The sequence below is a fragment of the Ancylomarina sp. 16SWW S1-10-2 genome (genome assembly GCF_009669305.1).
Lineage (GTDB): Bacteria > Bacteroidota > Bacteroidia > Bacteroidales > Marinifilaceae > Ancylomarina.
On the sequence record NZ_SADB01000006.1, the window covers coordinates 73421 to 89275 of the forward strand.

General features: G+C 34.1%; 10 protein-coding genes. 1 reads left to right on the forward strand and 9 read right to left on the reverse strand.

Annotation, left to right across the window (positions count from 1 at the left end; translation table 11 throughout):
* Positions 1-2: 2 nt before the first annotated feature.
* From EMN46_RS06350 to EMN46_RS06375, 6 genes are all read right to left on the reverse strand, one after another.
* Complete coding sequence (locus tag EMN46_RS06350) at positions 3-3257, reverse strand: S41 family peptidase (RefSeq protein WP_229130288.1); 3255 nt, start codon at positions 3255-3257, stop codon at positions 3-5.
* Positions 3258-3761: 504 nt separating this feature from the next.
* Entirely contained in the window at positions 3762-4721 is a 960-nt protein-coding gene (locus EMN46_RS06355) for a GDP-mannose 4,6-dehydratase (RefSeq protein ID WP_154199909.1), read from the reverse strand.
* Between the two features lie 57 nt (positions 4722-4778).
* Positions 4779-6416, reverse strand: a complete 1638-nt coding sequence (locus EMN46_RS06360) for a glycosyltransferase family 39 protein (protein WP_154199911.1) — start codon at positions 6414-6416, stop codon at positions 4779-4781.
* 72 nt (positions 6417-6488) lie between these two features.
* A complete protein-coding gene (locus EMN46_RS06365) occupies positions 6489-7139 on the reverse strand; it encodes a lipid-A-disaccharide synthase N-terminal domain-containing protein (RefSeq protein ID WP_154199913.1) in 651 nt (216 codons plus the stop codon).
* Positions 7139-7855, reverse strand: a complete 717-nt coding sequence (locus EMN46_RS06370; protein WP_154199915.1) for a glycosyltransferase — start codon at positions 7853-7855, stop codon at positions 7139-7141. Before EMN46_RS06370 ends, EMN46_RS06365 begins: the two co-directional genes overlap by 1 nt.
* 277 nt (positions 7856-8132) lie before the next feature.
* Positions 8133-8696, reverse strand: a complete 564-nt coding sequence (locus tag EMN46_RS06375; RefSeq protein WP_154199917.1) for an NAD(P)H-dependent oxidoreductase — start codon at positions 8694-8696, stop codon at positions 8133-8135.
* Positions 8697-10109: 1413 nt separating this feature from the next.
* Here EMN46_RS06375 and EMN46_RS06380 point away from each other — a divergent pair.
* On the forward strand, positions 10110-11768 hold the full coding sequence (locus EMN46_RS06380; RefSeq protein WP_229130289.1) for an AMP-binding protein: 1659 nt from the start codon (positions 10110-10112) through the stop codon (positions 11766-11768).
* 84 nt (positions 11769-11852) lie between these two features.
* Here EMN46_RS06380 and EMN46_RS06385 read toward each other — a convergent pair whose 3' ends face one another.
* The 3 genes from EMN46_RS06385 to EMN46_RS06395 all read right to left on the reverse strand — a co-directional run bounded on the left by EMN46_RS06385 (position 11853) and on the right by EMN46_RS06395 (position 15850).
* On the reverse strand, positions 11853-13682 hold the full coding sequence (locus tag EMN46_RS06385; protein ID WP_229130290.1) for a S9 family peptidase: 1830 nt from the start codon (positions 13680-13682) through the stop codon (positions 11853-11855).
* 236 nt (positions 13683-13918) lie between these two features.
* Complete coding sequence (locus EMN46_RS06390) at positions 13919-14371, reverse strand: DsrE family protein (RefSeq protein ID WP_229130291.1); 453 nt, start codon at positions 14369-14371, stop codon at positions 13919-13921.
* A gap of 36 nt (positions 14372-14407) precedes the next feature.
* Positions 14408-15850 carry an NAD(P)(+) transhydrogenase (Re/Si-specific) subunit beta gene (locus EMN46_RS06395; RefSeq protein WP_154199921.1) on the reverse strand — a complete coding sequence of 481 codons (1443 nt, stop codon included), beginning with the start codon at positions 15848-15850 and terminating at the stop codon, positions 14408-14410.
* Positions 15851-15855 lie beyond the last annotated feature (5 nt).

Here is a 15855-nt window from a genome sequence, read left to right on the forward strand (position 1 = left end):
GATTACTTCACATCTGCTTCAATCCATTTAGATTTATTTGGCTCTTTAGGAGCTTTTATATTCTTCTTTGGATTCTCTTTCAATTCTTTTAAAAGCATTTCAACAGCTTTCTCAATTGAAGGATCAATTCCTTTTGCAACCTTATCTGGTTCATCATAAACTTCAACATCTGGATAAACGCCAATACCTTCGATAATCCATTTCTCATTTTCATCGAAAATACCAAAACGAGGAACGGCAATATAGCCTCCGTCAACTAATCCAGCATTACCCGACATACCAACAAGTCCGCCCCAAGTCCGCGTACCAATAAGCTTTCCAAGTCCTTTCTTTCTAAAATAGTATGGAAAAGCATCTCCTCCTGATGAAGAATAATGGTTAATCAACATCGCTTTTGGTCCGTCATGAGCAATACCTGGAGTCTGCGTTGGTTCTAAACCTCTACGATGCCAATACGAAAGCACATTACGATCCAATAAATCAGCCATCTGATCGGGAATAAACCCTCCACCATTATAACGATCATCGATAATTAAAGCCTCTTTATCGTGATAAGCATACATACCTCGGTGTAATTCACGATTACCTTCTACAGCCGTATTAGGAACGTGGATATAACCAATTTTACCATCAGATAACTTGTCTACCATCTCACGACGTTCATTCACCCAATTCAAATACATAAGCTCAATTTCTGAACCAATCGGTTTTATGGTATAAGTTCTTGCACCTTCTATACTAGGCTTAGAATTAACCGTAATTTCAACCGTCTTACCCAGCGTATTCTCCAAATACATGTAAGGATTCTCATCTAGATTCAACTCATGACCATTTATACTCAAAAGATAATCTCCTTGGTTCACATCTACACCTTGTTCTGTTAGTGGAGATCTACGATTAGGCGTCCAATTTTCGCCTTCAAAAATCTTAGAAATAATATATTTTCCTGATTTAGTATCTGCTTTTATTTTAGCTCCTAACAAACCTGTTTCTATTGGCTTCACTTTCTCAAAATCGCCATAATTCACATAAGCATGTCCGGTATTCGTTTCCGAGATAATTTCACCAAGAATATAGTCTAAATCTGCACGATGACTAACGTAAGGCATCAATTGGTTGTAGTTGGCTCTAATTTGAGCCCAATCTACACCTTGCATATTAGCAACATAATAGTAATCACGAAAAATTCGCCATCCATCTACATAAATCTGATTCCACTCTTTCTTCGGATCAATCTTCATTTCTAAACCATCCAAAGCAAGTTCACCATCTCCTACTTTTTGCCCTGCACTCATGTTAATAATACCATAAATAGAACCTGCTCGGTAAATAATTGTTTCACCATTACCCGATAAGGAATAATCAGAAACACGATTTAGAATAACCTCATCTTTTTCCTTAGCAATATCATAATGGTGCAACTCACTTTTAGTAGCATAAAGAATACCACCATCAACTGCAGTTAAATTGCTATAATTACCAGATGACAATGGAAATACTGAAATACGATTTGATATATTTTTAAAATCAATATCTATTTTCAATTGAGCCTTATTTTCTTTTTCCTTAGCCTTCTCCTTGGTATCACTTTTTACCTCTTCAACATCATTTTTTAGAGCAAAAAGTTTAGGTCCATTATTTTTTAATGAAATCGCATAAATACGAGTCGCATTATTGTATAAATAGTTGAATTCGAAGCTTGAGAAATCCAAATTAAAATCGCGATTAGATAAAAAGAAAATGAAATTTCCATCTTGAGAAAAAACAGGTTCCGAATCGCTAAAAGTATCATTTGTCAACTTAGAATTCTTTCCATTCTTTAGGTTATAAACCCAAATGGCAGATTGACTATTGTTGCTTTCTTTTGAATAGGTAACCCACTCCGAATCTGTAGAGAAATTATATTCTTTAATTTCATTACGATTAGCTGTATCAATAACTTTCACTTTTCCACTCTCAACATCAAGATAATTAAGTTTTAAAGTACGGTCAAAATACAGAAGGTACTTACTATTAGCAGACCATTTAGCATTGTACATCCAAGCCGATGAACCAGAAGTAATTTGTTTAGCTTTAGCCCCTTTTTTATTTTCAAGCAAATAGATCTCATACTCACCTGTTGCATCAGAATAATAAGAAATGTATTTACCATTAGGCGACCAAGTTGGAGCTGTTTCACGTACACCTTGAGTCTGAGTTAAATTTAGAGTCGGTCCATTTTTAGCTGGCACCGAAAAAATATCGCCACGAGCATCGAATAAAGCTCGTTTACCTGAAGGAGATACGGCAACGCCTCCAATAAAATCTTTTACATTCTTATAATATGGTAAAATGTTCGGATTATCGAAGTGAATATTAACGATAACACGCTCTTCTTTACCAGTTTCTAGATTCAACTTAAATAATTGCCCTCCATTTTCATATACAATTTGTCCATTCTCTCCTGAAGGCCACATCACGTCAAAAGTCTTGTGATAGGTCATTTGAGTGATCTTCTTAGTTGGAATGTCATACTTATAAATATTCAACTTCAAATCACGATCGGAAGCAAAGTAAATCGCATCCTTATACCAAGATGGTATTTGATCTGTTCCTACAAATTTTGTAATACGCTCCGATTGATCTTTCTCTAAATCGTAAATCCAAAGGTCAGCAGCACGTCCACCCTTATAGCGTTTCCAAGTTCGAAATTCTCTACTAATTGGAGCAAAACACATTTTCTTAGCATCAGGCGAAAATACGCCCATTCCACCTTCGGTAATCTGTAATGGTTGTTCAAGACCACCTTTTAAGCTCACCTTATAATATGTTCCATTTCTTTCACCGAAAGGTGTCCGATTCATACGAACCAATATCGATTGACTATCTGGAGTCCAATCTAAAACCACGTTATCGAATCCACCACGAGGTGGCATTAAACCAACTGAGTTATAATAAGTCAACTGACGAGGTGTTCCTCCTTCGGCAGGCATAACATATACTTGACGAGATCCAGAATATTCCCCCGAAAAAGCAATCCATTTTCCATCGGGAGAAATTTTAGGAAACAATTCCATTCCCTTATGCGACGTTAATCGAGTTGCGTCTCCACCTTTTGAATCTACCGACCAAATATCGCCAGCATAGACAAAAGCAATTAGGTTTTTATTCACATCAGGATATCGCATCAAACGCGCATCTTTCTGTGCACTCACATGACCAATCATTCCCATTAAGATGAGAAGAAAGGCAGCAAATTTAAGATTCTTTTCTTGCATTATTTTCTGTGTGTTTGTGTTAGAATATGATTAAATTATACATTTACAGTACAAACTCTAAAGTTACAAAACCATTTATTTTACGAAGAAAGAACTTAATTAAATAATTAGGATCAGTTTAAATAATTCTAAATATTAATGACGAATAGTCACATAAATTCTAATAATTAATCTGATTTGCAGTTTATATTTTTTTAATAAGGCTTACGAATTTCTCTAAGGTATAAACGAACTTAAGCGTTAAGTAGCACCAATTATTCTAGTATAAAGATCCTTTAAAATAAACTTCTATTAGCTCACCTTAATTTATTTTTAAAAATAAAACCTGTAGCATTCATTATACAATAATATGATATCACTACTAATGATATAGAATGAATAAATCCAAAGCAAGCCCCGAGGAATTATATTTATAAATGTCAATGTCAGAAAAACCGTTTTGAATAAAAATCACAGCAGATGAGAGGCATACAAATGCTCAGGATCAACAAAAACATAAATGAATTAGCTGTGAACGCGATCAAACCATTCAACAAACTTTTTTATGCCTTGATCAAATTTAACCTGTGGCTTATAACCAATTAATTTTTCTGCTTTACTAATATCGGCATAGGTTTGTTTTACATCTCCCGCTTGCATTGGCAGTCTTTCTATGATAGGCTCTACTTTTGCCTCTTTGCTTATAACATCAATAAGTTCGCTCAAAAGTACGGGGAAACAATTGCCTAAATTAATCGTATCAAAAACATTATCATGTAATTTTAAATAGTCACAAGTTTGAATAATACCCTTTACAGTATCGTTAACATAGGTGTAATCTCTTGCAGTTGTTCCATCACCAAATACAGGAATGGATTCTCCTTTACGCAAAAGACGTAAGAATTTATGGATAGCCAAATCTGGTCGTTGTCGTGGTCCATAAACAGTGAAAAATCTCATGTTTACAATATCCAAATTATACAAGTAATGGTAAGTGTGATTTAGGAGTTCACAGCTCTTTTTTGTAAAGGCATAGGGCGAAATGGGCTCATCTAGTTTTGCACTTTCACGGAATGGAACTTCTTCTGCATTACCATAAATCGACGAAGAAGATGCGAAAGCCAGTTTCTTAATCTGCTTTTTACGCATATAATCCAACACATTTTTTGTTCCCGTAATATTACTATCGATATAGCTTTGTGGATCATCAATAGAAGGTCGTACACCTGCTTTACCAGCTAAGTGAATCACAATATCAATTTTCTCTCCTATTTGATCAAGGGATGTTTCTTCTCTCAGGTCTAATTCATAAAAATAGAAGTTTGGATTATTTTTTAAGCCTTCTATATTTTGTTCCTTTATACTTTTTGGATAGAAAGTGTCAAAATTATCTATCCCTACAACACTGTAGCCTTCCTTAATAAGTTTTTCACTGACATGTGATCCAATAAATCCGGCACATCCAGTTACCATTATAGTATCCATTATTCTCGATATTTGTAAATAATTTTCTTTATAAAAAAGACATTTCCATCTTATATATTAATGTTTTGGCTTGATTATAGATACGTATTTTGTAAATCTTACTTTACTCTTTTTAGACCGATTGTAATCAAAATAATCTAAAACCTCAATATCAACTTGATTTTTAATTTCTTGTGGGAGAATTTCCTCGGGCTTATAAGTGGAGAAAACGACAAATGCTTTGTCCTCCGGTAAATTTGCATCTTTTTCAAAATTCCACTGTTTAACGTCTTGTCCTACTTCCCAAACCAATTCTATTCGAAAACCTTCTTTTCCTATGCTATAAAAATTTAATCCCTGAACAGAATCCAAAGTACGCACTTCACGAATATTTTTAAACTTTGGATTCTGATTAGCTAATTTTCCAACAGATGGCAGCACAAAAGCCTGGGTTGCTCCCATTAAAAGCCCAATTCCTAACAAGAGAGTAGAAATATGTCTTTTTTTCCATCCCCATAGTAATATAGCACATACAAACTCTATAAGTAAACTTATTAGAACAAGACTAAACATAGACATATATCCTGGCCTATATAGAAACTGATATAAGCCAAAGGGAAGGACGAAAGCGACAAAAGCAATCAACCCAATATTAATTCCAAACAAGAGTTTATCCCATTTATCGGCTTTATTCTCTTTAAAAACAAGAGATAAATGATTCAGATAATAAGCCACCATAAAAGCAGAAGGAAGTAATACGGGCAGAAGATACCGATCTTTTTTCTCAGGAAGTAATGAGAGTAACACAACTGAGCCTATAGTCCAAAACAAGGCTAGCTTATAACCTTTATTTTCTTTAAACCGCTTTAATCCATAAGGGAAAAGAAGAGCAGTAGTAATAAATAAGGTCCATATACCTGACTGAATTGGAAAATTCCAATAGTACCAAAATGGTCTAACATGTCTATTTATCCAAGATCCCGTTTCAAGTTTAGAAATGGCTGCTAACTCAACTGGGTGCATAATATAAATGTAAATTGGCCACCAAAAGCTAATAATCAGAAAAAGGAAAATGCCAAGAAGTAAAGCTTTCCATTTAATTGCAACTTGTTTACTACCATATAAGGTGATATACACAATTAAAAAAGGAAGGAATACACTATAAAAAGATACTGGTCCCTTACTTAAAAAAGATAAGCCAAGCATAGAGCTCGCTCCGAGAAAGATAAGCCAATTTTGACCCTCTTTTTGCCAGCCTTTAACCAAAAGCCAAATGGCTCCTAGCATAAAACTATGACAATAAATGTCCCAAGTACCTGTACGTCCCGTATAAAACACATAAAAACTTGTTGCCAAAACAAATGCTGTCGTAAAGGCTAAGTCTTTTTTCTTATGCAACTCAAAACTTAATAGATAAGCAAAAAACACCATCAGTGTTCCCATAATACCTGCTGGGAAACGAAGCATGCCAATATTTTCTTTTCCAAACCAGAGACCAAATAAACCTGTTATCCAAGTAGGGAAAGGTGGTTTCGCCAAACGTAATTCACCGTTCATAGTGGGAACCAACCAATTGCCTTTCTCAATCATATCTCGAGCAGTCACAAAATTTCGGGCCTCCATAATATTTACATAGAATGATTCTGGCATAATAAAGAAAGCAAAAAAGCTAACTACAAGCAGAAGAGACAGGTAAATGGCGTGTTTATTTTGCATTATAAAGTAAGTGTTATAATCGTGGTTTAAAAAATTCGACAACTATTCTAGAACTTAACAAGCCGATGTATATCACGGTGTATTCTTCTTCAAATCTTTTGGTAAAGACTTTTTCCTAAAAAAAGACAAATTCCTTGCATAAATAATCACCCCAAAAGCCTGACCAAAAAACAATACAGGATCTTTTCGATAAATTGCATAAGAAAGAATCATGGCAGAACCAATAAGACTAATAAGCCAAAAACCCAAAGGAAGAACCGATTCGCCTTCTTTTTCGGAATACAACCATTGGTAAACAAACCGAAATGTAAAAGTGATTTGCCCAGCACTTCCCCAAATTAATAAGCCAAGTGGAATTTGTGAATTGAAAAAAAGAAGGTCAAGGTGACTCTGCAAATTATTAGCCATGTAGGCAAACGCGAATATGGGAGTAGCTATGCATAGAATTCTGCTGAACAAGGGTAATTTCTTCCAATCCCCTTTTAGCTGCAGATTCCTGATATAAATAAAATAAGAAATAACTTGTCCCAAAAGGATAGCAAAATCGTTTCTTAATAAGCCATACAAAAACAGCATCCAGGAGGCTAGAATGCTTAGTTGCCAAAAAAGTGTAGGAGATAGTGATTTACCAGCTTTCTCAGATTTAATCCATTGAACAATCAAACGGGCAGAAAACAAACCCTGAGCCAGAAAACCTATTCCATAGATATAAGCATTACTCATTAACCTTGTTTTGAAATGTCATAATTTATATATCTTTTCTTCATCCACCGATAAGCAAAACAATCCATAAAAGGACCACTTAATCGATTAAATAAATGGTACTTGGCTTCACCTGCAATACGAGGGAAATGTCTCACAGTAATCTGTTTAACTTCTAGGTTCTGCAATTGAATAAGCGCAGGAAGAAAACGATGCATACCATTAAAAAAAGGTATTTTTTTAGCCGCATTAGTTTCAATTACTTTTAACGGGCAACCTGTATCCTCCATTCCATCCTTGGTCATAAAACGGCGAAAACCGTTGGCAATCTTTGAACTCATCTTCTTAACAAAGGTGTCTTTTCTATTTTTCCGTACGCCAGTAACTAATGCAAAGTCCTTTCTATATTTTAATAACAAATTAAAATCTTCGGGTGTCGTTTGCAAATCAGAATCAATATAGCCCACATAAGCTGTGTTACAATAATCAATCCCGGCCTTAAGGGCAGCACTAAGTCCACTATTTTTTGAGAGTGAAATGTATGAAAATAATTTATTTTGTTGACAAATTTTCTCAATCATCACCTGTCCACTATCTGTAGATCCATCATTAACCAAAAGAACTTTGGAGGGAACTATTGCTGATTGGAGAAATTGGGTGAGTTCTTTTTCCAATCTAATCAAATTATCTTCTTCATTAAATAAAGGTACTATAATGGTAAACTCGATCTTGGACATAAACTTAGTTAGTAGAATTTAATTTGATGCTTATCAAGCATATAAAATTGATCAGCAATGTAAGCAAAAACAATCTTATGAGAAACTAAAACATACATAAAAAGATCAAAAATTAGGAGAGGAAATGTTTATACAAGTGCTAATAAACCTAGCTTTAAAGGAGCTATTTTGATTTATCAGAAATTAAAACTCACAATGATTGAGATGATTATCAATAAAAAAGAGCAAGAAACATCTTAATGTAACTTGCTCACTCTTATCGTTTATAAACGCGATTTTAAGGAACTAAACTTGCAACTTGTTCCAAATACCCTTTACGTAATTCGTCTGTTCCCATAGCTACATCACCAAAAAATGTGATCTTAGTTTCGATACCACAAAAGCCAAACAAACCGGCATCATTAACTCTAACCTGAGCATCGTGCATTCCTGACTGAGTATAGTAAGCGTCAGGTGATCCTGTGCAAATAATAACTCTAGCAGTTCGTCCTTTTAATAAGCCTTCAGGGCCTTTTTCACCATATTTAAAAGCCACGCCATTAGAAAACACACGATCGATAAAACCTTTCAAAATCGCTGGCATTTGTCCCCACCATAAAGGATAAACTACCGTATAATGATCGGCCCATTTAATTAGTTTCTGATAAGCTAAAATATCCTTAGGTGTCTCAATGTCAGGTGACATATCAGAAGCCTTCAAAACAGGATCAAAATTTTCTGCATAAAGATCTATTATCTTAATCTCGTGACCTTTACTCGTGGCTTCATTAACCAACTTATTTGTTATAGCTTTGGTAAAACTATTTGAATTAAAATGGGTGTAAATAATTAAATGTTTCATGTAATAAATTTAAAAAGTTAATCTGATTATCTGAAAGTCAATAAAGCATACAAAAAAAATGAAGCTATATCTTTTTCAGAATGTTTTCTAAAATTACATTGAATTTTAGAAAATAAATAAATCAGAACTGTTAATAAAATCATAAAAAGTAAATGCTCTTAAAAATATCTTGAACGAAACCAACGGATGAATTTAAATTCTATGAGTATTCATCTATCAAAACTTTTTATGACAAAGACTCCTCCTACTCTTCTCGAACAACAACAACTCTCCAATTTCTTTTATGTGGAATATGTAGTTGTTAACAGATTTTGTATAAATCTGCTCCGATTAAATGTGTTCATAGATTTTGTAGCCGACTTTATTGATCTAAAATCTGTAATTGTTTTTAACGGTTCAAGGGTCTTGTGGGTAATCGTTTTTCCCCACTTTTTATTAGAATCTACAATTTGTTCAACACACCATGTAATTAAAAAAAATGTACTACTACGAATTTAGTGGGTAAAGGGTGTAAAATTGTTTTATGAGATATAATTATAAGGTTTAAACCGTTATATACAAAACCGTTTAAAGGTTTTACTCAGTTTCGAAATTATATTCTTCTTTTAGTTTTTCCTTTTGTCTTGATACAAAAAAAACAACCCCGAAGGGCTCATGAGCACCTTTAAAAATTTAGTCTGCAAATAAAAAATCAAGACTCCATTTAAAATATAACTTAATCTTCCTGTATTTTAAGTAAAATCGGGTGATCTCGAGACAAGCTCGAGCTTCCAGACTGCACTAAAAAAACACAGTTCGATTTTCATCATATTTAAAATGATGTCATTCGACCTTAACATACTAGTATCATACCACTGTTCATTACTTAGATCTTCCACGAAGAAGGTAGTAAACCTAAAAAAACGAATAAACTAAACGTTAACCTATAATTATATATACTAAATAGTATTTAACTTTAATGGCGGATAAAATACCATTAGTTTTGAGATGCAAGCTTAAACAAAAAATTGCTATCTAAATCCGCCAAACTAAAAATACATAGATAACAACATGCTGATTACAAAAGCTTTGCAGAACCATAAATTACAATTTCATATTACTAAGTTTAAGGTTTTAGACAAAACCAGCAATTTTAGAGTATTTCTGCAAAATTTACTATCATAAAAAAGGACTCAAAAGATAAATCAAGACTATTTATAGATTTATTTCCACAATTAGATCCAATCTTCACATTATCACCCAAAACAACACAAAAGACCTAATTAACAACCAATTACCAATAAGACAAACATAAATTTCAATCTATATCTTCACAATTGTAAACCAATTCAGACATGAAATTGCTAAAATATAGTAGATTTTGATTAAATTGCACACTGTATTTGTGAATTTCACTGCTTAAAATCAGCATAAATGCAATCTAAATTTATAATGATGACACCTAATAAAAACTTAACATTTCCTGCTATTTTTGCAGAAACTGTAAAAAAATTCGGATCTTCTAAAGCAATGGCTCTAGTTGGTCAAACACCTATTACTTATAATGAACTTGACACCAAAATTAAAGCATTAATAGCATTCTATGAAAAACTAGATATTCATGCTGGTGATAAAGTTGCTATTTTAAGTACCAACATGCCTAATTGGGGCGTTGTATATTATGCAACTACATTTATTGGAGCTGTTATTGTGCCTATTCTACCCGATTTCACTCAATTTGAAATTGAAAATATCTTAAACCATTCAGAAGCTAAAGCAGTTTTTGTATCAAAAGGTTTAGCTTCAAAAATAGATAAAATTAATTCCGAGAGTCTTGAATTTACTATTGCTATTGAAGACTTTGAAATCAAAAATGAGACTTCTGTAAAATTTAGTTTATCAGCACAAGTAAAAAACTCATATCATGTCAATGAAGATGATATGGCCGCTATTATATATACTTCTGGAACTACAGGCAGCTCAAAAGGCGTGATGCTTTCGCATAAAAACATTTGTTCTAATGCAACAAGTGCTAAACATATACATCCTATTGATGAAACAGACCGTTTCCTTTCAATCTTACCGCTTTCACACACTTACGAAAACACTTTAGGTTTTGTAATTCCTATGATTGCGGGGTCATGTATCTATTATCTTGGTAAAACACCTGTTCCTTCATTGCTAATATCAGCTTTAAAGGAAGTGAAACCAACGATCATGTTCTCGGTTCCATTGATTATTGAAAAGATATACAAGAGCAAGATTCTTCCTACTATTAATGGAAAATCTATCACTAAAAATCTATATAAGATTCCTTTTTTCCGTAAAAGACTAAACGCTATTGCTGGGAAAAAATTAATGGAAACCTTTGGAGGTGAATTAACCTTTTTCGGTATTGGTGGCGCCAAATTAAACGATCAAGTTGAATTATTTTTGAAAGAAGCTAAATTTCCGTATGCCATTGGTTATGGATTAACAGAAACCGCTCCTCTTATAGCTGGAGCTGGAGTAAACCAAACTAAACATCGTTCAACAGGACCTGCTTTAGATGGCGTTACATTAAAAATTCACAATCCTGATCCTAAAACTCAAATTGGAGAAGTTTGGGCTAAAGGAGATAATGTAATGATGGGTTATTATAAAGATCCCGAAAAAACAAAAGAAGTTCTTTCTGACGACGGTTGGTTAAAAACAGGTGATTTAGCGAGAATGGACAAAAACAATTTCTTATACGTAGAAAGTCGTCTTAAGAATATGATTGTTGGTTCAAGTGGCGAAAATATATACCCAGAAGCTATTGAATCTCTAATCAATAACTTTAAACACGTAGTTGAATCTGTTGTTGTTGAGAAAAAAGGCAAGCTGGTAGCCATGGTTTATTTCAATTACGAAGAATTAGAACAACAATACAAATATTTAAAACGTGAAGTAAGTGGTTACGTTGATCAACAAGTGGATGAACTGTTAGAAGAATTACAAGTTTACGTTAATTCTAGAGTCAACAAATTTTCACAGCTTCAACTTGTCGTTGCTCAGGTTGATCCCTTCCAAAAGACAGCAACTCATAAGATCAAACGCTTTCTTTATTGTTAGAAACAAAAGCTATTCATTAAAATTGTATGATATAAAAATGCCCAAACTATTAAGTTTGGGCATTTCTATTTTATATGACTTATCTTATTCTTTAAGCATCATGTTAGCATCTAAGAATTTCTCCATAGATCTATAAAAATCATAACGGTTTTCTATATTTCTAAATCCATGACCTTCATTATCCTTTACCATATACTCCACATTAATTCCGCGAGCTTTCATGGCTGCAACCATTTGATCTGATTCTGCCAAATTAACTCTAGGATCGTTGGCTCCCTGTGCAACAAACAATGGAACCTTAATTTTATCAGCATGAAGAGCAGGTGATACTTTAGCAAGCATTACACTGTCCTTAACTGGATCACCAGCCATTTCGTAAAGCATTTGGCGATAAGGTTCCCAATATGGAGGCAGACTATTCATAAAAGTAAACATATTACTCACTCCTACATAATCGACACCACATTTATACAAGTCAGGTGTAAAAGCCAAACCAGCTAAAGTGGCATAACCACCATAACTTCCACCATAAATAGCAATACGATCTTTATCTGCAATGCCTTGATCAATTGCCCACTGTACGGCATCGGTAATATCATCCTGCATCTCTAATCCCCATTTCTTAAATGAACATTCCCAGAAATCACGACCATAACCTGTAGATCCTCTAAAATTCATTTGAAGTACGGCATAACCTCGATTTGCCAAAAATTGAATTTCTGGATTAAATCCCCAATTATCTCGAGCCCATGGACCTCCATGAGGATTAACAACCATAGGAAGATTTTTAGCATCAACACCTACGGGTAAAGTCAAATAACCATGAATGGTTTTTCCGTCTCTACTAGTATATTTAATAGGCTTCATTGCTGCCATATGTGACTCATCCAGCCATGGACTAACTTCTGATATCAATTTTAATTCATCTGTATTTTTATCATAGATATAGTAAGCTCCTAAGGATCTATCACTGTACGTACGAACTAAAAATTTATCTTCATTTCTATTGGAACTGGTAAAATAACAGTCATAAGCAGGCAATTCCTTTTTCACACGATTATACATATCTTCACTTTCCTTATCGAAAAATTTAAACTTAACCATGTCTGTTGTGTAGATAGCCTTTGTTAGCACTTTTCGCTTTCTTGAATAAGACAAGCCTTCTACATCAACCATATCATTTGCAAATAGAGTTTCTGTTTCTTTTCCTGTGGCAGGATCAAAAATAACAATCTCCGCTTTGTCTCTGCCTAGATTAGAGCTGGCATACAATTTTTTATTATCGAAGGTGAAAAACTGAGGAGACATAGTCTCTTTAAAACTAGTCGTGATAATAGGTTTAAACTCATCTTTTTCGGTTTCACGATAAAGTACTGTCGCATTAACCATATCAGTAACAGCAGTAGCAATACGTAATTTGCCATCATGATCTGTCATCCAACCTGTAATATTTCCTGGATTTTTATAAAGCATAGTTAGCTCTCCAGTTACAATATTCAAGCGATAAGGGTCAAAAGCTTTTGGATCTCTTTTATTCATTGAAATAATAATCTCATCAGGAATAGCATCCAAACGATCAATAATATTTGTAGTCACCTTATCAAAATCGGTAAAACAAACCTGATTTTTTCCGTCTATATCAACACCATATAATTTGAAATTTTCGTCACCTCCACTATCCTTCAAATACAAAATACGATTATCGTTAGCCCAAAAATAACCTGAAATATCTCTATCCTTTTCAAAGGTTATCTGAACGGCTTCCTCACTACCAATTTCCTGAATAAAAATATTCATACGATCTTCGAAAGGCGCTCGATACGAAAATTTTGTTCCTTCTGGTGAAATTTGATAAGAAGTCTTTAATGGATTTTTAAAAAAATCTTCGAGAGCAATTTTAGGGGGTTTTACCATTTTAGTTTCTTTAGCAGTGCAGGCAAACATAAAAAGAGCCAATACTGGAATACATAAATACGTTTTACTGATTTTAATTTTCTAATTTATTGATGAATAAATAGTTGACTCTTCAAATTACAACAATAATATTTATTAATCAATAAAAATTTTATCTGGCAAGGCACGATCAATTCACCAAAACCAAAAAAGTTCCTGAAAAATTATTTTCAGGAACTTTTCTATTTATTCAAAATCTAGAAAGTAACGACCTTTCGATCTTTTATAAATCGAGTTAAATCCTGTCCAGAATGCTTAACGGTTACTCCAATTTCTGTTAACTTATCGGCTACATCGTATTCGTCAGCACAGGCTTTACAAGCCATTACATGAACACCAGATTTAATCATTTTTTTCACATAGTCTTGTAACTCTTTATCCTGCGAAAGAAGCTTTGAAGATGGACCCCAAACCAGAAGCGTAACATCATCCCACCAAGCTTGCTTTTTAGCATTATACGTGTACATGAATACCATTTTCATGGCTACTTCCTTATCTGCACTTGTCCAAACAACAACCAACTTATCCTCTTCGTTAATTTCAGATTTATTTTTCACCTCATCATTCCCGACTCTCACCTCTGCAGCCCTTAATCCAGATATTGATAAAAATAAACCCATCATTAATGCCAACAAAAATTTCTGTTTCATCTTCTATATTTTAGCTTAAAAATCAATTATCTTCTATTACAAACTCTTAATTTCATTAACTAAATTCTGCAAACTGTCCTTAGCATTTCCAAAGAGCATACGTGTTTTTTCACCAAAGAATAATTCATTCTCGATTCCCGCATAACCTTTCCCTCGTCCACGTTTCATTACAATGACATTTTTAGCCAAATGTGCATTAATAATTGGCATACCTGCGATGGGACTTCCTTGATCATTAATCGCAGCAGGGTTTACGACATCATTAGCTCCTATAACCAGCACAACATCAGTATTTGGCATGTCTGGATTAATATTCTCCATTTCAACCAACTGATTATATGGGACATCCGCTTCAGCCAATAAAACATTCATATGTCCTGGCATACGACCAGCTACAGGATGTATTGCAAATCGAACATTCACTCCTTTAGTACTTAATATTTCTTCTAGCTCATGACAAACGTGTTGTGCTTGAGCTACAGCTAAACCATAACCAGGGACAATCACCACAGACTTTGAATAAGACAATAAGATTGAGGCATCACTCAAGCTAATCTCTTTCATAATGCCACCTTCTGCACCAGGACCTGAAGCTGAGTTAGCTCCAAATGAACCAATAATCACATTTAGTAAAGAACGATTCATTGCCTTACACATAATTAAGGTTAGAATTGTGCCGGCAGCACCTACCAAGATACCACCCAAAATCATTGCTTGGTTGCCGTAGATGAAACCTGCCATTGCAGCTGCAATACCTGTAAAACTGTTCAGTAAAGAAATAACGACTGGCATATCGGCTCCTCCAATTGGCATGACGAACATGATACCGTAGAGAAGAGAAACTCCCAATAATAAATAGATTGCCCAATTCAATTGCTCTGGCGTTTGGCCAGAAATCATGATAAATACCGAAATAGCAATAGCAGCTACTAAAAGTAGTAGGTTTACATATTTCATGACACCTGAAAAGAGATCTTTCACTTTACCATCTAGCTTGCCGTAAGCAATCATAGATCCACTAAAAGCAACCGCTCCAATGAATAAACCAAGAACAGTAACCAAAACTGATCCTAAATTATTCATATCAGCGTTTGGAAATTCTAGCAAAGCCACCAAAGCTGAAGCTGCACCACCAGTTGCATTAAATAAGGATACCAACTGTGGCATAGCTGTCATTTTAATACGACGAGCCACAATCCATCCAATAACTGATCCTATTGTGAGTGCCGATAGAATAATCCAAACATTAGTCATTTGAATACTATTTCCTCCAGCATCTTTATGAAGAATAAGAGTAGTGAACATAGCTAATACCATACCACCACCTGCAAAGAAGTTACCACGTCGAGCCGACTCTGGATGACTTAGCAATTTCAATCCTACAACAAAAAAGAGGGCTGCAATTAAATAACTTAGTTCGAGGATTGTATCACCTAAGGTGAAATCAATCCCATTTATATTTCCGATTATTTGTTCCATATCTT

Coding starts and splice junctions, on each gene's coding strand:
- EMN46_RS06350 (WP_229130288.1), bottom strand. CDS start 3,257: ATGCAAGAAAAGAATCTTAAATTTGCTGCCTTTCTTCTCATCTTAATG.
- EMN46_RS06355 (WP_154199909.1), bottom strand. CDS start 4,721: ATGGATACTATAATGGTAACTGGATGTGCCGGATTTATTGGATCACAT.
- EMN46_RS06360 (WP_154199911.1), bottom strand. CDS start 6,416: ATGCAAAATAAACACGCCATTTACCTGTCTCTTCTGCTTGTAGTTAGC.
- EMN46_RS06365 (WP_154199913.1), bottom strand. CDS start 7,139: ATGAGTAATGCTTATATCTATGGAATAGGTTTTCTGGCTCAGGGTTTG.
- EMN46_RS06370 (WP_154199915.1), bottom strand. CDS start 7,855: ATGTCCAAGATCGAGTTTACCATTATAGTACCTTTATTTAATGAAGAA.
- EMN46_RS06375 (WP_154199917.1), bottom strand. CDS start 8,696: ATGAAACATTTAATTATTTACACCCATTTTAATTCAAATAGTTTTACC.
- EMN46_RS06380 (WP_229130289.1), top strand. CDS start 10,110: ATGCAATCTAAATTTATAATGATGACACCTAATAAAAACTTAACATTT.
- EMN46_RS06385 (WP_229130290.1), bottom strand. CDS start 13,682: ATGGTAAAACCCCCTAAAATTGCTCTCGAAGATTTTTTTAAAAATCCA.
- EMN46_RS06390 (WP_229130291.1), bottom strand. CDS start 14,371: ATGAAACAGAAATTTTTGTTGGCATTAATGATGGGTTTATTTTTATCA.
- EMN46_RS06395 (WP_154199921.1), bottom strand. CDS start 15,850: ATGGAACAAATAATCGGAAATATAAATGGGATTGATTTCACCTTAGGT.